At 60.3% G+C, this 17,899-nt stretch carries 16 protein-coding genes; 12 read left to right on the forward strand and 4 right to left on the reverse strand.

The window, feature by feature from the left end; genetic code table 11:
* Positions 1-126: 126 nt before the first annotated feature.
* On the reverse strand, positions 127-786 hold the full coding sequence (locus BFP90_RS20450; protein ID WP_065897847.1) for an HAD family hydrolase: 660 nt from the start codon (positions 784-786) through the stop codon (positions 127-129).
* Positions 783-1,325 carry a gamma carbonic anhydrase family protein gene (locus BFP90_RS20455; protein WP_065886751.1) on the reverse strand — a complete coding sequence of 181 codons (543 nt, stop codon included), beginning with the start codon at positions 1,323-1,325 and terminating at the stop codon, positions 783-785. Before BFP90_RS20455 ends, BFP90_RS20450 begins: the two co-directional genes overlap by 4 nt.
* A 101-nt stretch (positions 1,326-1,426) precedes the next feature.
* Here BFP90_RS20455 and prlC point away from each other — a divergent pair, with 101 nt between their 5' ends.
* Both prlC and BFP90_RS20465 read left to right on the forward strand, forming a co-directional pair.
* The gene (gene prlC / locus BFP90_RS20460; protein WP_065895261.1) at positions 1,427-3,478 is read left to right on the forward strand and encodes an oligopeptidase A; all 2,052 of its coding nucleotides are present in this window, start codon (positions 1,427-1,429) and stop codon (positions 3,476-3,478) included.
* The gene (locus tag BFP90_RS20465) at positions 3,475-3,750 is read left to right on the forward strand and encodes a YheV family putative zinc ribbon protein (RefSeq protein WP_065886753.1); all 276 of its coding nucleotides are present in this window, start codon (positions 3,475-3,477) and stop codon (positions 3,748-3,750) included. The genes prlC and BFP90_RS20465 overlap by 4 nt, the downstream gene beginning before the upstream one ends.
* A gap of 108 nt (positions 3,751-3,858) precedes the next feature.
* On the opposite strand, the gene BFP90_RS20470 is transcribed toward BFP90_RS20465, so the two are convergent.
* On the reverse strand, positions 3,859-4,518 hold the full coding sequence (locus tag BFP90_RS20470; protein WP_065897848.1) for a dual specificity protein phosphatase family protein: 660 nt from the start codon (positions 4,516-4,518) through the stop codon (positions 3,859-3,861).
* 272 nt (positions 4,519-4,790) lie between these two features.
* Here BFP90_RS20470 and BFP90_RS20475 point away from each other — a divergent pair, with 272 nt between their 5' ends.
* The 6 genes from BFP90_RS20475 (at position 4,791) to BFP90_RS20500 (ending at position 12,360) form a co-directional block, all read left to right on the forward strand.
* The gene (locus tag BFP90_RS20475; protein WP_065895263.1) at positions 4,791-5,543 is read left to right on the forward strand and encodes a gluconate 2-dehydrogenase subunit 3 family protein; all 753 of its coding nucleotides are present in this window, start codon (positions 4,791-4,793) and stop codon (positions 5,541-5,543) included.
* A 2-nt stretch (positions 5,544-5,545) separates the two neighbouring features.
* Positions 5,546-7,330, forward strand: coding sequence for a GMC family oxidoreductase (locus BFP90_RS20480; RefSeq protein WP_065895305.1), 1,785 nt, complete (start codon positions 5,546-5,548; stop codon positions 7,328-7,330).
* A 12-nt stretch (positions 7,331-7,342) separates the two neighbouring features.
* On the forward strand, positions 7,343-8,641 hold the full coding sequence (locus tag BFP90_RS20485) for a cytochrome c (RefSeq protein WP_065897849.1): 1,299 nt from the start codon (positions 7,343-7,345) through the stop codon (positions 8,639-8,641).
* Positions 8,642-8,711: 70 nt separating this feature from the next.
* Positions 8,712-9,770, forward strand: coding sequence for a PA0069 family radical SAM protein (locus BFP90_RS20490; RefSeq protein ID WP_065895265.1), 1,059 nt, complete (start codon positions 8,712-8,714; stop codon positions 9,768-9,770).
* 225 nt (positions 9,771-9,995) lie between these two features.
* Positions 9,996-10,727, forward strand: coding sequence for a carbonic anhydrase (locus BFP90_RS20495; RefSeq protein WP_065895266.1), 732 nt, complete (start codon positions 9,996-9,998; stop codon positions 10,725-10,727).
* 85 nt (positions 10,728-10,812) lie between these two features.
* Positions 10,813-12,360, forward strand: a complete 1,548-nt coding sequence (locus BFP90_RS20500; protein ID WP_065897850.1) for a SulP family inorganic anion transporter — start codon at positions 10,813-10,815, stop codon at positions 12,358-12,360.
* A 137-nt stretch (positions 12,361-12,497) separates the two neighbouring features.
* Here the strand turns inward: BFP90_RS20500 and BFP90_RS20505 are convergent, their stop codons facing one another.
* Complete coding sequence (locus BFP90_RS20505; RefSeq protein WP_065895268.1) at positions 12,498-13,145, reverse strand: hypothetical protein; 648 nt, start codon at positions 13,143-13,145, stop codon at positions 12,498-12,500.
* A gap of 370 nt (positions 13,146-13,515) precedes the next feature.
* On the opposite strand from BFP90_RS20505, the gene coxB reads away from it, so the two are divergent.
* From coxB to BFP90_RS20525, 4 genes are all read left to right on the forward strand, one after another.
* Positions 13,516-14,643 carry a cytochrome c oxidase subunit II gene (gene coxB / locus BFP90_RS20510; protein ID WP_065895269.1) on the forward strand — a complete coding sequence of 376 codons (1,128 nt, stop codon included), beginning with the start codon at positions 13,516-13,518 and terminating at the stop codon, positions 14,641-14,643.
* 58 nt (positions 14,644-14,701) lie between these two features.
* Positions 14,702-16,288, forward strand: coding sequence for a cytochrome c oxidase subunit I (ctaD, locus tag BFP90_RS20515; RefSeq protein ID WP_065895270.1), 1,587 nt, complete (start codon positions 14,702-14,704; stop codon positions 16,286-16,288).
* A gap of 135 nt (positions 16,289-16,423) precedes the next feature.
* The gene (locus tag BFP90_RS20520) at positions 16,424-16,975 is read left to right on the forward strand and encodes a cytochrome c oxidase assembly protein (protein WP_065895271.1); all 552 of its coding nucleotides are present in this window, start codon (positions 16,424-16,426) and stop codon (positions 16,973-16,975) included.
* 35 nt (positions 16,976-17,010) lie between these two features.
* Complete coding sequence (locus BFP90_RS20525; protein WP_065897851.1) at positions 17,011-17,898, forward strand: cytochrome c oxidase subunit 3; 888 nt, start codon at positions 17,011-17,013, stop codon at positions 17,896-17,898.
* Position 17,899: the final 1 nt, after the last annotated feature.

The following is a 17,899-nucleotide window of genomic DNA, read 5'->3' on the forward strand; positions in this document are numbered from 1 at the left end:
TGGGGCAAGAGCGTTTTGCTTACTTTTGCGCTTTTCAAAAGTGAGCCGCCGTCAGGGCGGAACCCTAAGTTGCCGTTACCTAAAGAATGGATATGTACTCGATCTGATCCAACATCCTGGTCGGCCTCAAGTCCGCCGCAAAAACGCCTGATGCATTTCTGCCAACGTCTCAAAATGCCAGGTCGGCGCTTCGGCATTCAGCTCTTCAAAGCTGCCAAACCCATAACCCACTGCCACCGAGTCGAGCCCATTGCTGCGCGCGCCGATCAGGTCATGCTTGCGATCACCGATCATCAAGGTGGTTTCCGGGTCCAGCCCTTCTTCACGCATCAGGTGGGCGATCAGCTCGACCTTGTTGGTGCGTGTGCCATCCAGCTCGCTGCCGTAAATCACCTTGAAGTGCTTGGCAAAGTCGAAATGCCGCGCGATCTCACGGGCGAATTCCCACGGCTTGGAGGTCGCCACATACAGTTGGCGGCCCTGGCTGTTCAGTTCTTCGAGCAATGGCATCACGCCGTCGAATACCTGGTTTTCATACAGCCCCGTGACCTTGAAGCGCTCGCGATAGAAATTCACCGCTTCCCAGGCTTTGGCCTCGTCGAAGCCATAGAACTGCATGAACGCTTGCAGCAACGGCGGGCCGATGAAGTGTTCGAGCCGGGTCAGGTCCGGCTCGTCGATGCCCAGTTTGCCGAGGGCGTACTGGATCGAACGGGTAATGCCCTCGCGCGGGTCGGTGAGGGTGCCGTCCAGGTCGAACAGCACGGTCTGGTGGTGCAGGGTCATTGGTCGAATCCTTGCGCGATGTGCAGGTCTTTTAGCTTCACGTAGTTCGCCGCGCTGTAGGTGAAAAAGGCACGCTCCTTGTCGGTCAACGGGCGGACCTGTTTAACCGGACTGCCGACATACAAAAAGCCGCTGTCGAGTTTCTTGCCCGGCGGCACCAGGCTGCCGGCCCCGATGATCACGTCATCCTCCACCACGGCGCCGTCCATGACGATGCTGCCCATGCCGATCAGGATGCGGCTGCCCACGGTGCAGCCATGCAGCATGACTTTATGGGCGATGGTCACGTCGTCACCGATCAACAGCGGGAAACCGTCCGGGTTGAACGGGCCGGCGTGGGTGATGTGCAGCACACAGCCGTCCTGCACGCTGGTGCGCGCACCGATACGGATGCGGTGCATGTCGCCGCGAATCACCGTCAATGGCCAGACCGAGCTGTCGGCGCCGATTTCGACATCGCCGATCACCACCGCCGAAACATCGACAAACGCCCCGGTGCCCAGGGTTGGCGTGTGATTCTGATAGGTGCGAAGGGTCACGATAGCCTCTCTCTGTTGTACTGATAGCTGCGGTGGGTGTTGATTGTAATTAAGATGGCCCCATCTTTGTCTTATCTGTTTCTTCAGCCAAGGTGCCAACCGTGAGCGCGAACAACCCTCTTCTGCAGCCCTACGACCTGCCGCCGTTCTCGGCGATCCGTGCCGAGCATGTCCAGCCGGCCATCGAACAGATCCTGGCCGACAACCGTGCAGCGATCGCAGACATCCTGCAAAGCCAGGGCAAAAATCCGACATGGGCGGGCCTGGTCCTGGCCATGGACGAGCTTAATGATCGCCTGGGCGCGGCCTGGAGCCCGGTCAGCCACCTCAACGCCGTGTGTAACAGCGCCGAGTTGCGCGAAGCCTATGAGGCTTGCCTGCCGGCATTGAGCGCCTACTCCACCGAGATGGGGCAGAACCGTGAACTGTTCCAGGCCTTCGAAGCCCTGGCCAACAGCCCCGAAGCCGCCGGTTTCGATGTGGCGCAAAAAACCATCCTGGAACACGCCCTGCGCGACTTCCGCCTGTCGGGTATCGATTTGCCGCCCGAGCAGCAGAAGCGCTACGCCGACGTGCAAAGCAAGCTGTCGGAGCTGGGCAGCAAATTCTCCAACCAGTTGCTGGACGCCACCCAGGCCTGGACCAAACACGTCACCGACCAGGCCACCCTCGCCGGCCTGACCGATTCGGCCAAGGCGCAAATGGCCGCCGCCGCACAGGCCAAAGGTCTGGATGGCTGGCTGATCACCCTCGAATTTCCCAGCTATTACGCGGTAATGACCTACGCCCAGGACCGTGCCCTGCGTGAAGAAGTCTACGCGGCCTACTGCACACGCGCGTCGGACCAGGGCCCGAATGCCGGTCAGAACGATAACGGTCCGGTGATGGAACAGATCCTCGACTTGCGTCAGGAACTGGCTCAATTGCTGGGCTACGCGTCGTTCGCCGAACTGAGCCTGGCCACCAAAATGGCCGAGTCGAGCGATCAGGTGTTGAGTTTCCTGCGCGACCTGGCCCGGCGCAGCAAGCCGTTCGCCACCCAGGACCTGCAGCAGCTCAAAGCCTACGCCGCTGAACAGGGTTGCCCTGATCTGCAAAGCTGGGACAGCGGTTTCTACGGCGAAAAACTGCGCGAGCAGCGCTACAGCGTGTCCCAGGAAGCCTTGCGCGCCTACTTCCCGATCGACAAGGTATTGGGCGGCCTGTTCGCCATTGTGCAGCGCCTGTACGGCATTGAAATCGCCGAACAGAAAGGTTTCGACGCCTGGCACCCGGACGTGCGCCTGTTCGAGATCAAGGAAAACGGCCAGCACGTCGGCCGCTTCTTCTTTGATTTGTATGCCCGCGCCAACAAGCGTGGCGGTGCCTGGATGGACGGCGCCCGCGACCGTCGCCGCACCATTGATGGCGTCCTGCAAAGCCCGGTGGCCAACCTGGTGTGCAACTTCACCCCGGCCGACAGTGGCAAGCCTGCCCTGCTGACTCACGATGAAGTCACCACCCTGTTCCACGAGTTCGGTCATGGCCTGCACCACCTGCTGACCCGCGTTGAACACGCCGGCGTATCCGGTATCAATGGCGTGGCCTGGGATGCGGTGGAGTTGCCGAGCCAGTTCATGGAGAACTGGTGCTGGGAGCCTGAAGGCCTGGCGCTGATTTCCGGTCACTACGAAACCGGTGAACCGCTGCCCCAGGACCTGCTGGAAAAAATGCTCGCGGCGAAGAATTTCCAGTCCGGCCTGATGATGGTGCGCCAGCTGGAGTTCTCGCTGTTCGACTTCGAACTGCACGCCACCCACGGCGACGGTCGCAGTGTGGCGCAGGTGCTCGACGGTGTGCGCGATGAAGTCTCGGTGATGCGTCCGCCGGCCTACAATCGTTTCCCCAATAGCTTTGCGCATATCTTCGCCGGCGGTTATGCGGCGGGTTACTACAGCTACAAGTGGGCCGAAGTGCTCTCGGCGGATGCCTTCTCCAAGTTCGAAGAAGACGGCGTGCTCAATGCCCAGACCGGCCGCGCCTTTCGGGAAGCGATCCTCGCACGGGGCGGTTCCCAGGAACCGATGGTGTTGTTCGTCGACTTCCGCGGACGGGCGCCGTCGATTGACGCACTCTTGCGCCACAGCGGCCTGAGTGAGGACGCGGCAGCATGAGTGAAGGGCCTGTGATTACCAAAAAGCAATTTATCGCCGGGGCGGTCTGCCCGGCGTGCAGCGAGCCGGACAAGCTGAAGATGTGGACCGAGGACAATGTGCCGCACCGCGAATGTGTGGCCTGCGGCTATACCGATACGCTCAATGATCAGGGGCTGTCAGTGCCCAGGGAGTTGGGCACGCGGGTCAATACCTCGGCGTTGAAAGCGCCGGCGGACCCGAAGGTGCAAGCGGTGCAGTTCTTTCCTAACCCGAAGCTGAAAAAAGACTAAAGCGGCACTTAACTGTAGGAGCGAGCTTGCTCGCGAAAAACGTTAACGATAACGCGTGTTTCCCGGATAAACGTGGCGTAATCGAGTTTTTCGCGAGCGAGCGCGCTCCTACAATTCTTTATCTTCCTTGCCCGTTGTGGTGATCCAATCTTTCATCGAGCACAGCGCAAACGCGCTGGTGCTGCAATCGCCATTCGCCAAGGCTGTGCGCAACTTGTCGATATCGGCTTTCATCATGTAACGAACGCCATCCTTGAAGCCGTTACTGCTGCCATAGCCGCCCAGAGTCATCTCGTTGAGTGCGTCTTCCTTGCTCCATCCCTGAATCACTACCCGATACATCGCGGCCATCAGCCCGGTGCGGTCAGAGCCGTGTTTGCAATGCATCAACACCGAGCCGTTGGCCTGAGCCTCTTGAATCGCTCGCAGTGCCGCCAGCACATCGGAATCGTCGACATGGTTGGTACGATAAATAATTTGCACCTGCTTTATATCCGCTGACTTCAGCCAAGCCGAATCGGACTCCGGCAAAAAGTTGATCACCGTGCCAATCTTCAGTTTTTCCAGCACGGGCACTGCATCACTGTCTGGCAACGCGCTGCGATAGAGCGTGGGCGTCATCTGGTGCAGATTGTATTGATCACCCACTGGCTGGGCCCACTCAGGCGAGCGAATGGAAGAGGTGGTGCTATCGGCGTGGACATTAACGGCAGTGATCAGGGCCATCAGTGCCAAGCCGAAGGCCGGCAACAGTCGAATCTTGAACATTTTTAACGTAACCGAATTGGGCAATGTGGATGATGTCCAGAGTCGTACGCACGGGGTGAATGGGGCGTGAGGTGCTCGTCAAAGAATTGTGAATCATCAGATCTGATCCGCTGTTTTTGTTATTGAAGAGATTCTTCCCAATTCTTAGCCTGCTATCATTTGTAAATATTGTTTGCGAAAGTGTTCTGTCTTTGGATCCCACTCGTTGGCAAACCTTCACGCTGCTCCCAGAAGCGGCTGATATACCCGTGACCACATGATGAGGTGCACCCATGTCTGATCAAGATCAAGACAACCCCCGGCGTGATTTTTTGCGCAAATCCTTGACCTTGATCCCGGTGGTCACGGTTGCCAGTACCGGCCTTGGCGGTTCGATGCTGATGGCCACGCCCGAGCCTGTCCAGGCCGCGCCAGTCCAGCCGGCTCCCAGTGACAAGGCGTATGAACCGACTTATTTCACCGCCGAGGAATGGGCGTTTATCAACGCCGCCGTCGAGCGTTTGATTCCCGCCGATGCCCAGGGCCCAGGCGCTCTGGAAGCCGGTGCGCCGGAATACATCGACCGTCAGATGAACACCCCGTACGCCAGTGGCGCGCTGTGGTTCATGCAAGGCCCCTTCAATGCCGACGCCGCGCCGGAGATGGGCTGGCAGAGCAAATTGGTGCCCAAGGAGATCTATCGCCTGGGTATCGCCGCGACGGATGCCTGGTCGAAGGCGTTCAACGGTAAAGCTTTTGCTGCGCAAGACAGCGCTACCCGAGACGACATGTTGCGCCGCCTTGAGGCGGGTGGCAGTGAAGTGAGCGCTCACTTCGCGGCAGTGCCGCCAAAGATGTTCTTCAACCTGCTGTTGCAGAACACCAAGGAAGGCTTCTTCTGCGACCCCATCCACGGTGGCAACAAAGGCATGGTCGGCTGGACCATGATCGGTTTCCCCGGCGCCCGCGCCGATTTCATGGATTGGGTGGAGCGCAACGAGCAATACCCCTTCCCGGCTGTTTCCATTCGCGGCGAGAGGGCATGAGCGTGGCGACCATCATGAAGAAAGTGGACGCGGTGATCGTGGGCTTCGGCTGGACCGGTGCGATCATGGCCAAGGAACTGACCGAGGCCGGCCTCAACGTGGTAGCGCTGGAGCGCGGCCCGATGCAGGACACCTACCCGGACGGCAACTATCCCCAGGTCATCGACGAATTGACCTACAGCGTGCGTAAAAAGCTCTTCCAGGACATTTCCAAAGAAACCGTGACCATTCGCCATAGTGTGAATGACGTCGCCCTGCCCAACCGTCAGCTCGGCGCCTTCTTGCCGGGTAACGGCGTCGGCGGTGCAGGCCTGCACTGGTCGGGCGTGCATTTTCGCGTCGACCCCATCGAGTTGCGCATGCGCAGCCACTACGAAGAACGCTATGGGAAGCACTTCATTCCCAAGGACATGACCATCCAGGACTTCGGCGTCAGCTACGAAGAACTGGAGCCGTTTTTCGACTACGCGGAAAAAGTCTTTGGCACTTCCGGCCAGGCCTGGACCGTCAAGGGTCAATTGGTCGGTGAAGGTCGCGGCGGCAACCCCTATGCACCGGATCGCTCCAACCCCTTCCCGCTGGAGGCGCAGAAAAACACGGTCTCCGCGCAGTTGTTTCAGAAAGCGGCTGCTGATGTGGGTTACAAACCCTACAACCTGCCGTCGGCCAATACCTCCGGGCCCTACACCAACCCTTACGGCGCGCAGATGGGGCCGTGCAACTTCTGCGGCTTCTGCAGTGGCTACGTGTGCTACATGTACTCCAAGGCGTCGCCGAACGTGAACATCCTGCCGGCGTTGCGCCAGGTGCCGAATTTCGAGTTGCGGCCCAACTCCCACGTGCTCAAGGTCAACCTCGACAGCACCGGGAAGAAAGCCACCGGTGTGAGCTATGTCGACGGCCAGGGTCGCGAGTGCGAACAACCGGCGGACCTGGTGATCCTCGGCGCATTCCAGTTCCACAACGTGCGCCTGATGCTGCTGTCGGGCATCGGCAAGCCTTACGACCCGATTACCAATGAAGGCGTGGTCGGCAGGAACTTTGCCTACCAGAACATGGGCACCATCAAGGCGTTCTTCGACAAGGACACCCACACCAACAACTTTATCGGCGCGGGCGGCAATGGCGTGGCCATCGACGACTTCAACGCCGACAACTTCGACCACGGCCCCCACGGCTTCGTGGGCGGCTCGCCGATGTGGGTCAACCAGGCGGGCAGCCGGCCGATTGCCGGCACTTCCAACCCGCCGGGCACGCCGGCCTGGGGCAGCGCGTGGAAGCGTGCCACCGCCGATTACTACACCCACCAGGTGTCGATGGATTCCCACGGTGCGCATCAGTCCTACCGCAGCAATTACCTGGATCTGGACCCGGTTTACCGCGATGCCTACGGCCTGCCGCTGTTGCGAATGACCTTCGACTGGCAGGAAAACGACATCAAGATGAACCGCTTCATGATGGAAAAAATGGGCAAGGTCGCCCAGGCCATGAATCCCAAGGCCATCGCCGTGTTGGGCAAAAAAGTCGGCGAGCATTTCAATACCGCGTCGTACCAGACCACGCACCTCAACGGTGGCGCGATCATGGGCACCGACCCGAAAACCAGCGCGTTGAACCGCTACCTGCAGAGCTGGGATGTACACAACGTGTTTGTCCCGGGGGCGTCTGCTTTCCCACAAGGTTTGGGCTACAACCCTACCGGTCTGGTGGCAGCTTTGACCTATTGGTCGGCTCGGGCAATCCGCGAGCAGTACCTGAAAAACCCCGGCCCGCTGGTTCAGGCATAAGGAGCGATGACCATGAAAGCACTCGTTATCGCCTCTCTGGCGCTGCTGAGCAGTTGCTCGGTCAGTGCGGCTGAAACCGACCTGATCAAGCAAGGTGAATACCTGGCCCGCGCCGGTGATTGTGTGGCTTGCCACACCGCCAAGGGCGGCAAGCCATTCGCCGGCGGCCTGCCGATGGAAACCCCCATTGGCGTGATTTACTCCACCAACATCACACCGGACAAGACCGGCCTGGGTGACTACAGCTTCGAAGACTTCGACAAGGCCGTGCGCCATGGCGTCGCCAAGAGCGGTAGTACGCTTTACCCGGCAATGCCCTACCCGTCTTACGCACGCGTCAGCGACAGCGATATGCAGGCGCTATATACCTACTTCATGAAAGGCGTCGAGCCGGTCGCCCAGCAGAACCGGGACAGTGATATTCCCTGGCCGTTGAGCATGCGCTGGCCCCTGGCGGCATGGCGCTGGATGTTCGCGCCATCGGTCGAGGAGCATCAGGTACCGACCACCGCCGATCCGGTGGTCAGTCGTGGCGCCTACCTGGTCGAAGGCCTCGGCCATTGCGGTGCGTGCCATACACCGCGCGCCCTGACCATGCAGGAAAAAGCCCTGAGCGCCGCCGACGGCAGTGCATTCCTGTCCGGCAGCGCGCCGCTGGAAGGCTGGATTGCGAAAAGCCTGCGCGGCGACCACAAGGACGGCCTCGGCAGCTGGAGCGAAGAGCAACTGGTGCAATTTCTCAAGACCGGTCGCAGTGATCGCAGCGCGGTGTTCGGCGGCATGAGCGATGTGGTGGTCCACAGCATGCAATACATGTCCCAGGACGACCTGACCGCTATCGCCCGTTACCTCAAGAGCCTGCCGGCGGTGGACCCCAATGACCAGCCGCACCAGTACGACCAACAAGTGGCCCAGGCGCTCTGGAAAGGGGATGACAGCAAGCCGGGCGCCTCGGTGTACATCGACAACTGCGCGGCCTGCCACCGTACCGATGGGCATGGCTATACCCGGGTGTTCCCGGCGCTCGCGGGCAACCCGGTGCTGCAGACGGCGGATGCCACGTCGTTGATCAACATCGTGCTGAACGGCGGCACCTTGCCCGCCACCCACGCTGCGCCATCGACCTTCACCATGCCGGCATTCGCCTGGCGCTTGTCGGACCAAGAAGTGGCGGATGTGGTCAGTTTCATCCGCGGCAGCTGGGGCAATCAGGGCGCACCCGTGAGCGCAAGCGACGTGGCCGACCTGCGCAAGAGCGATATGCGCACCACCTCGGGTGACGATCTGGGGCAGGTCACGCAAAAGCACTGACCGCCAAACGGCACTGGTCAGATAGCGCGCGCCTCGATACTGTATATAAAAACAGTATCGAGGCGTTTTCATGACCACTGCACTGCCACCCCGTGGCCGGGGCACGGCCACCAACCTGCACAACCGTTTCGCCCCCACCGTCAGCGTGGCCGAGGACGACGGCTGGTTCCAGGAAGTGCCGCCCACCCAGGGCACCGAAGTGCGTATCGAAACGGCCAAGACCATCATCACCCGCAATAACTCGCCGGACTTGCCGTTCGATCGCTCCATCAACCCCTATCGCGGCTGCGAACATGGCTGCATCTACTGCTATGCACGGCCCAGCCATGCCTACTGGGACATGTCACCGGGGCTGGATTTCGAAACCCGGTTGATCGCCAAGAGCAATGCCGCCGACGTGCTGGAGCAGCAACTCTCGAAGCCGGGATATGTGTGCGCGCCGATCAACCTGGGCTCCAACACCGACCCGTACCAGCCTATCGAGCGTGAATACAGGATCACCCGGCAAACCCTCGAAGTGCTGCTGCGCTATCGGCACCCGGTGACTATCATCACCAAGGGCTCATTGATCCTGCGCGACCTGGACCTGCTCGCCGAACTGGCCCGCCAACGGCTTGTGGCGGTGATGATCAGCCTCACCAGCCTCGACGATGAGCTCAAGCGCATCCTGGAGCCGCGTGCGGCGGCACCCAAGGCGCGGTTGCGGGCGATACGGGTGATGCGGGAGGCGGGTATTCCGGTCGGCGTGCTGTGCTCGCCGATGATTCCGATGATCAACGACAGCGAGTTGGAAAGCCTGCTCATCGAGGCCCATGCCGCCGGTGCGCAAAGTGCCGCGTACATGATGCTGCGCCTGCCGCTCGAGGTGGCGCCGCTGTTCGAGGAGTGGCTGGCGGCGCATTACCCGCAGCGCGCGGCGCATGTGATGAGCCTTGTGCGTCAGGTGCGTGGTGGCGAGGTGTATGACAGCCGCTTCGGGGTGCGCATGCGCGGTGAGGGCCCGTTTGCCGATCTGCTGGCACAGCGTTTCAGCAAGGCGATCAAACGCCTGGGGCTCAATCGCCGGGAAGGCTTCAATCTCGATTGCACCGCATTTTGCCCACCGGGCAGGCAAATGGCATTGTTGTAGGAAGAAGACAAATGGGAAACTACCGTAGGAATAGTCGCGTTTTAATATCACTGAAACCCTCGATCTAGAGCGGTTCATTCAGTTTGAGTTAAGTTTCGACGGGTACCTTGTTCGACGAGTGATTAATGAGTCGGCGCCCTGGTCGGTGGAGTTTCCCAACTATTTCACCGCCCGAGCGTCGAACTGACTTGAACACTTCCCCTGCATTGATCAAGAGGTTGAATCATGAGTGATAAGGATAAACAGCCGTTGGCTGCGTCGGCTTCAGCCCCTCAAGTGGCGGAAACCGCCGATGCAGCGCTGCAGCACATCGTCGACGGTTTTTTGCATTTTCATCACGACGTCTTCCCCCAGCAGGAAGAACTCTTCAAGAAACTCGCCACGGCCCAGAGCCCGCGCGCGATGTTCATTACCTGCGCCGACTCGCGCATCGTGCCCGAGTTGATTACCCAAAGTTCGCCCGGCGACCTGTTCGTGACCCGCAACGTGGGTAACGTGGTCCCTCCTTATGGCCAGATGAACGGCGGTGTTTCCACGGCCATCGAGTACGCGGTACTCGCCCTTGGCGTACAGCACATCATCGTGTGCGGGCATTCCGATTGCGGCGCCATGCGCGCGGTGCTCAATCCCGACAGCCTCGAGAAGATGCCGACGGTCAAGGCCTGGTTGCGTCATGCCGAGGTCGCCAAGACGATGGTCCACGACAACTGCGACTGCGCCAATGAAGGCGAGAGCATGAAGGTACTGACCGAAGAAAACGTCATCGCCCAGTTGCAGCACTTGCGCACCCACCCTTCCGTGGCTTCGCGCATGGCCAATGGCCAATTGTTTATTCATGGCTGGATCTACAACATCGAGACCAGCGAAATCCGGGCCTACGATGCGGATCAGTCGGCGTTCCGACCGTTGGGCGGCGAAGGCCCGATTCCATCCGCGACGCCTAAAGCGCGCTTCTAACACACTTCCCTGCCGGGTAATGCGGTGGCTGCCATGGATGCAGCCAGGCTTTACCGCGCCCGGCGAATGCCTCGGGAGAGTCATCATGCGTGCTGCTCAATTAAAAGCTGTTCTGCCGCGGGAGCTGCTTGCCTCCGTGGTGGTGTTCCTGGTCGCCCTGCCCTTGTGCATGGGGATTGCAATCGCGTCCGGCATGCCGCCGGCCAAGGGCTTGATCACCGGTATCATCGGTGGTCTGGTGGTGGGCTGGTTGGCGGGGTCTCCGCTGCAAGTCAGTGGCCCGGCAGCGGGCTTGGCGGTGTTGGTGTTCGAGTTGGTGCGCCAGCACGGCATGATGATGCTGGGACCTATCCTGCTGCTGGCGGGTTTCCTGCAATTGGTGGCCGGGCGTCTGCGCCTGGGCTGCTGGTTCCGCGTGACGGCGCCGGCGGTGGTATACGGCATGCTGGCGGGGATCGGCGTATTGATCGTGCTGTCGCAGATCCATGTGATGCTCGACGGTGCGCCCAAACCGTCGGGGTTGGATAACCTGGCGGGCTTTCCGGCCGCCTTGGTCGAAGCGATTCCCACCCTCGGCGGCGGGCTCGGCTGGCAGGCGGGCCTGCTCGGTTTGTCGACCATGCTGGTGATGTACCTGTGGGATAAATTCCGGCCGCAAAAACTGCGCTTTGTGCCAGGCGCTCTGCTGGGCGTGGGCCTGGCGACGGTGACCAGCCTGGTGCTGGCATTGCAGGTCAAGCGTGTGGAAGTACCGGAGAACCTGTCCGATGCCATCGATTGGTTGCGCCCCAGCGACCTGCTCAACCTGGCTGACCCGCAACTGCTGATCGCCGCATTTGCCGTCGCGTTTATCGCCAGTGCCGAAACGCTGCTGTCCGCCGCAGCGGTCGACCGCATGCACAGCGGGCAGCGCTCGGATTTCGATAAGGAATTGTCCGCCCAGGGCGTGGGCAACATGCTGTGCGGATTGGTCGGTGCGTTGCCGATGACCGGTGTGATTGTGCGCAGTTCGGCCAACGTCCAGGCGGGCGCCACCACGCGGTTGTCGGCGATGTTCCATGGCGTGTGGTTGCTGGGCTTCGTGCTGTTGCTGTCGAGTGTGCTGCAAAGCATCCCGGTGGCGAGCCTGGCCGGCGTGCTGGTGTATACCGGGATCAAGCTGGTGGACGTGAAGGCGTTCAAGGCCTTGGGACGTTATGGCCGGATGCCGATGTTCACCTATGCCGCCACGGCGTTGGCGATCATCTTCACCGACCTGCTGACGGGGGTGCTGGTGGGCTTCGGGCTGACGCTGGTCAAGCTGGCCTTCAAGGCATCACGGCTGAAAATCAGCCTGGTCGATTTGCCTCAGGACGGTGAGATGGAGTTGCGCCTGACCGGCGCGGCGACGTTCCTCAAAGTACCGGCGTTGACGCAGGTGCTGTCGACCGTACCGACCGGAACCACCGTGCATGTGCCGCTCAATAACCTGAGCTATATCGACCATTCCTGCCTGGAGTTGCTGGAGGAATGGGGACGGGCCAATGCGGCCAAGGGCTCGAAGCTGGTGATCGAAGCGCGTGGCTTGAAGCGTCGGTTGGAAGGTCGGGTAAGGACAACGGTGGGGATTGGCTCTGCGCCGTCTACTACCTGATACCTGACGAAACCGGATAAAAAATGTGGGAGGGGGCTTGCCCCCGATAGCGGTGGACCAGTCGAAATCTCTTTGGCTGACACACTGCTATCGGGGGCAAGCCCCCTCCCACATTGGAGTTTTATCGGACTCGAGATTCAGGCAGGCTGATCCAGTGCCAGCTCAACGCCCAACTGGCGCGACAGGCATGGCCAGCGCTTCCACGCGGCTTCTGTGTTCGGGCTTTTGAGCGTTTCGCGATAAGCCTCGACCGACTCCAGCGCAAAGCTCTCCTCATTAAGCATCTCATCCACCGCCAGGTGCACGGCTTCATCCAGCTGGTTGGCGAAACCTTCACCGATCAATTGATGGGCAATCAGGTTGGCGACGGTGGTATCGGCCGGAATCAGCGGCTGGCCGAAATGCTTGATGTACAGATCGTTGACCTCTTCCACCAGACGATGGGCCAGGTAGGCCTCGTCCAGCAGGCCGTCCAGGCCTTCGTGGCCGGCCAGAATCGCCGGCGGCTGCAGGAAGAAATGCTCGGCGATCTTCAGCACGGGCTTTATCTGGCTTTCGATCCCGGCTTCGCGTGCCACGTCATTGGCAGCGTCGAGCAACTCGGGGACAAGGTCGATGTAGGCGGTGACAAAGCGGGTCATGACAATGTTGCGATCACCGTCAGCCAGGGAAATGGCCGAATGCAGGTGCGGCAATTGTTTTTCCAGTTGCCGGGCAAGCTGGCCCGTCGTGGCTTCGTGTTGATGGGCACGGGAAATCTGCTCGCGCAATGCGGCGGTGTTCATGAAGGCTCCAGTCATGCAGGTGTAGGAAAAGGGAGAGGATAAGGTAGCTCGTTTATACGAGCGCCTAAGACGCATTTGTCATAATTATTTCATGGTTATACGTAGACGTTATATCGAAATACCAGCCTTGGCCGGATAAACGATTCTGCCGCCCATTGCATTGGGCCCCGGTCCGTCTGTTTTCACTCATTTGCCCCTACACATTGCGGGGTCGCTACGGCTGTCTATACTCGGATTTGTACGCAATTAGCTGATGACGCCCAACTGCAGAAGCAGGCAAGGCTTGGCGGTTGTAAGCAGTCTGGAAGCCGCTCCCTTGGCCGCAGGTGCAAACCGGCGGGATAACAAGAAACATAAAGGGGAACCCGCAATGACGCGACATCCACACGTTTGGATGGGCTTACTGTTGTGGTCGGTATTCGGCCAGGCCCACGCGGCCTGGACAACGAATATGGCGCCAGGGGCCACTGAAGTCAGTCACGCTGTGTTTGACCTGCACATGACCATTTTCTGGATTTGTGTGGTGATCGGCATCGTCGTGTTTGGCGCGATGTTCTGGTCGATGATTCTGCATCGCCGGTCCACGGGCCAGGTAGCGGCCAAATTCCATGAGAGCACCACCGTAGAAATTCTTTGGACCGTGGTGCCATTGCTGATCCTGGTGGCCATGGCCATTCCAGCGACCAAGACCCTGATCAACATCTACGACAGCAGTGAGTCGGATATCGATATCCAGGTCACCGGCTATCAGTGGAAGTGGCATTACAAATACCTGGGCCAGGATGTGGAGTTCTTCAGCAACCTGGCCACGCCCGCCGAACAGATCCATAACCAGGCCACCAAGGGCGAACATTACCTGTTGGAAGTCGACCAGCCGCTGGTGTTGCCGGTGGGCGCCAAGGTGCGCTTTCTGGTGACCGCCGCCGACGTGATCCACTCCTGGTGGGTGCCGGCCTTTGCCGTCAAGCGTGACGCCATCCCCGGCTTCGTCAACGAGGCCTGGACCCGTGTCGAGAAGCCCGGCATCTATCGCGGCCAGTGCGCCGAGTTATGCGGCAAGGACCATGGGTTCATGCCCATTGTGGTCGAAGTCAAATCCAAGGCTGACTACGACACCTGGCTCGGTGAGCGCAAACAAGAGGCGGTCAAGCTCAAGGAGCTGACCTCCAAGGAGTGGACGCTGGAAGAGTTGGTCGCGCGCGGCGACAAGGTCTACCACACCACCTGTGTGGCCTGTCACCAGGCCGAAGGCCAGGGCCTGCCGCCGATGTTCCCGGCGCTCAAGGGCTCGAAAATCGCCACCGGCCCGGCCGCCGATCACCTGAACATTGTCTATCACGGCAAACCCGGCACCGCGATGGCGGCCTTCGGCAAGCAACTTTCGGAAGTCGATATCGCCGCTGTCGTGACCTACGAGCGCAATGCCTGGGGCAATAACAAAGGCGACATGGTCACGCCCAAAGACGTGCTGGCTCTGAAACAGGCGCAAAGCAAATGACTACCTTCATTGCACATGCACTGAATCGCCCCGCTTACTCGCTTGCAGGAGAACGGCCATGAGCACTGTGATCGATGACCATGGTCACGCCGACCACGCCCACGGCCCCGCCAAAGGGTTGATGCGCTGGGTGCTGACCACTAATCACAAGGACATCGGCACGATGTACCTGTGGTTCGCCTTCACCATGTTCCTGCTGGGCGGTTCGTTCGCCATGGTGATCCGCGCCGAACTGTTCCAGCCCGGCCTGCAGATCGTGGAGCCGGCGTTCTTCAACCAGATGACCACCATGCATGGCCTGATCATGGTGTTTGGCGCGGTGATGCCGGCCTTTGTCGGCCTGGCCAACTGGATGATCCCGCTGATGATCGGCGCGCCGGACATGGCCCTGCCGCGCATGAACAACTTCAGCTTCTGGCTGCTGCCGGCGGCGTTCCTGCTGCTGGTGTCGACCCTGTTCAGCCCCGGCGGCGGGCCGAATTTCGGCTGGACTTTCTACGCCCCGCTCTCCACCACCTATGCGCCGGAAAGCGTGACGTTCTTCATCTTCGCCATTCACCTGATGGGCATCAGTTCGATCATGGGCGCGATCAACGTGGTCGCAACCATCCTCAACTTGCGCGCACCGGGCATGACCCTGATGAAAATGCCGCTGTTCGTGTGGACCTGGCTGATCACCGCGTTCCTGCTGATTGCGGTGATGCCCGTGTTGGCCGGTTGCGTGACCATGATGCTGATGGACATCCACTTCGGCACCAGCTTTTTCAGTGCGGCGGGTGGTGGTGATCCCGTGCTGTTCCAGCATGTGTTCTGGTTCTTCGGCCACCCCGAGGTGTACATCATGATCCTGCCGGCCTTTGGCGCCGTCAGCTCGATCATCCCGACCTTCTCGCGCAAGCCGTTGTTTGGCTACACCTCGATGGTCTACGCCACGGCCAGCATTGCGTTCCTGTCGTTCATCGTGTGGGCGCACCACATGTTCGTGGTCGGCATTCCGTTGGTGGGCGAGCTGTTCTTCATGTACGCCACCCTGCTGATTGCGGTGCCTACCGGGGTCAAGGTGTTCAACTGGGTCAGCACCATGTGGCAGGGCTCGTTGACCTTCGAGACGCCGATGCTGTTCGCGGTGGCCTTCGTGATCCTGTTCACCATCGGCGGCTTTTCCGGGCTGATGCTGGCGATTGCGCCGGCGGACTTCCAGTACCACGACACCTACTTTGTGGTGGCGCATTTCCATTACGTACTGGTACCCGGCGCGATCTTCGGCATCTTCGCTTCGGCGTACTACTGGCTGCCGAAATGGACCGGCCACATGTATGACGAAACCCTCGGCAAGCTGCACTTCTGGCTGTCCTTCGTGGGCATGAACATGGCGTTCTTCCCGATGCACTTCGTGGGCCTGGCCGGGATGCCGCGCCGGGTGCCGGACTACAACCTGCAGTTCGCCGACTTCAACATGGTGTCCTCGATTGGCGCCTTCATGTTCGGCGCCACGCAGATTTTCTTCCTGTTCATCGTGATCAAGTGCATCCGCGGCGGCCCTCCCGCACCGGCCAAGCCGTGGGATGGCGCCGAAGGGTTGGAATGGAGCGTGCCCTCGCCCGCGCCGTACCACACCTTCACCACGCCGCCGGAGGTCAAATGAGTACGCTCGTGATCCCCTGTGGGAGGGGGCTTGCCCCCGATAGCTATGTCACAGCCAGTGATAGTGTCGACTGGTACACCGCCATCGGGGGCAAGCCCTCTCCCACATTGATTGTGTTCGCTTTGGGTGGGTGTCATGGCTGACTCCGTGCCGCTCAAACGCCTGGTCACACGCCTGCTGATCCTGGTGCTGGCCATGTTCGCCTTCGGCTTTGCCCTGGTGCCGATTTACGACGTGATGTGCAAGGCGTTTGGTATCAACGGCAAGACCGGCGGGCAATACGAAGGCGAGCAGGTCGTCGACCCATCGCGTCAGGTGCGGGTGCAGTTTTTGTCCACCAACGCCATCGATATGGTCTGGGATTTCCATGCCAAGGCCGACGAAGTCGTGGTCAATCCGGGCGCGGTGACCGAGATGCTGTTTGTGGCCTACAACCCCACCGACAAACCGATGACCGCCCAGGCAGTGCCCAGCATTTCCCCGGCCGAAGCGGCGATGTACTTCCACAAGACCGAGTGCTTTTGCTTCACCCAGCAAGTGCTGCAGCCGGGCGAACGTATCGAGATGCCGGTGCGCTTTATCGTCGATCGCGCGATGCCCAAGGATGTGAAGCATTTGACCCTGGCGTACACGCTGTTCGATATCACCGCGCGCCAGCCGCCCGGAGCGGCCCGCAGCGGCGGCTAGCTACTGTTTGCCCGCTCAATCAGGAGAGCGAATACATGTCGACTCATGATACGTACTACGTACCGGCGCAAAGCAAATGGCCGATAATTGCCACGATTGGCCTGTTGGTGACCGTGTATGGACTGGCCGTGTGGTTCAACGACCTCAAGGCCTTGCGCGCGGAATCCCACGGCCCTTGGATCTTTTTCGTTGGCGGCCTGTTGCTGGCGTACATGCTGTTCGGCTGGTTCGGCGCAGTGATCAAGGAGAGCCGCGCCGGTTTGTACAGTGCGCAAATGGACCGTTCGTTTCGCTGGGGCATGAGCTGGTTCATCTTTTCCGAAGTGATGTTCTTCATCGCGTTCTTCGGCGCGCTGTTTTACGTGCGCACCTGGTCGGGGCCATGGTTGGCGGGCGAGGGGCCCAAGGGCATCGCGCATATGTTGTGGCCCAATTTCGAGTTTGCCTGGCCTTTGCTGAACAACCCGGACCCCAAGCTGTACCCGGCGCCCAAAGGCACCATCAGCCCGTGGGGCCTGCCGCTGGTCAACACCATCCTGCTGGTCAGCTCCAGCGTGACCATCACCATTGCCCACCATGCCCTGCGCAAAGGGCATCGCGGTGCGCTGAAGCTCTGGCTGGCGCTCACCGTACTGCTGGGCCTGGCCTTTCTCGGGTTCCAGGCCGAGGAGTACATCCACGCCTATAAAGAGCTGGGCCTGACGCTGGGTTCGGGCGTGTACGGCGCGACTTTCTTCATGCTCACCGGGTTTCACGGCGCCCACGTGACCATCGGCACGATCATTCTGTTTGTGATGCTGATGCGCGTCCTGAAGGGGCATTTCAATGCCGAGCACCAGTTCGGTTTCGAAGCGGCCAGTTGGTATTGGCACTTCGTGGATGTGGTGTGGATTGGGCTGTTTTTCTTTGTGTATGTGCTGTGAG

Origin of the sequence: Pseudomonas sp. 24 E 13 (assembly GCF_900004715.1) — a bacterium.
In the GTDB taxonomy this organism is placed as follows: Bacteria; Pseudomonadota; Gammaproteobacteria; order Pseudomonadales; family Pseudomonadaceae; genus Aquipseudomonas; species Aquipseudomonas orientalis_A.

Coding starts and splice junctions, on each gene's coding strand:
- BFP90_RS20450 (WP_065897847.1), bottom strand. CDS start 786: ATGACCCTGCACCACCAGACCGTGCTGTTCGACCTGGACGGCACCCTC.
- BFP90_RS20465 (WP_065886753.1), top strand. CDS start 3,475: ATGAGTGAAGGGCCTGTGATTACCAAAAAGCAATTTATCGCCGGGGCG.
- BFP90_RS20470 (WP_065897848.1), bottom strand. CDS start 4,518: ATGTTCAAGATTCGACTGTTGCCGGCCTTCGGCTTGGCACTGATGGCC.
- BFP90_RS20475 (WP_065895263.1), top strand. CDS start 4,791: ATGTCTGATCAAGATCAAGACAACCCCCGGCGTGATTTTTTGCGCAAA.
- BFP90_RS20485 (WP_065897849.1), top strand. CDS start 7,343: ATGAAAGCACTCGTTATCGCCTCTCTGGCGCTGCTGAGCAGTTGCTCG.
- BFP90_RS20490 (WP_065895265.1), top strand. CDS start 8,712: ATGACCACTGCACTGCCACCCCGTGGCCGGGGCACGGCCACCAACCTG.
- BFP90_RS20495 (WP_065895266.1), top strand. CDS start 9,996: ATGAGTGATAAGGATAAACAGCCGTTGGCTGCGTCGGCTTCAGCCCCT.
- BFP90_RS20500 (WP_065897850.1), top strand. CDS start 10,813: ATGCGTGCTGCTCAATTAAAAGCTGTTCTGCCGCGGGAGCTGCTTGCC.
- BFP90_RS20505 (WP_065895268.1), bottom strand. CDS start 13,145: ATGAACACCGCCGCATTGCGCGAGCAGATTTCCCGTGCCCATCAACAC.
- coxB (WP_065895269.1), top strand. CDS start 13,516: ATGACGCGACATCCACACGTTTGGATGGGCTTACTGTTGTGGTCGGTA.
- ctaD (WP_065895270.1), top strand. CDS start 14,702: ATGAGCACTGTGATCGATGACCATGGTCACGCCGACCACGCCCACGGC.
- BFP90_RS20520 (WP_065895271.1), top strand. CDS start 16,424: ATGGCTGACTCCGTGCCGCTCAAACGCCTGGTCACACGCCTGCTGATC.
- BFP90_RS20525 (WP_065897851.1), top strand. CDS start 17,011: ATGTCGACTCATGATACGTACTACGTACCGGCGCAAAGCAAATGGCCG.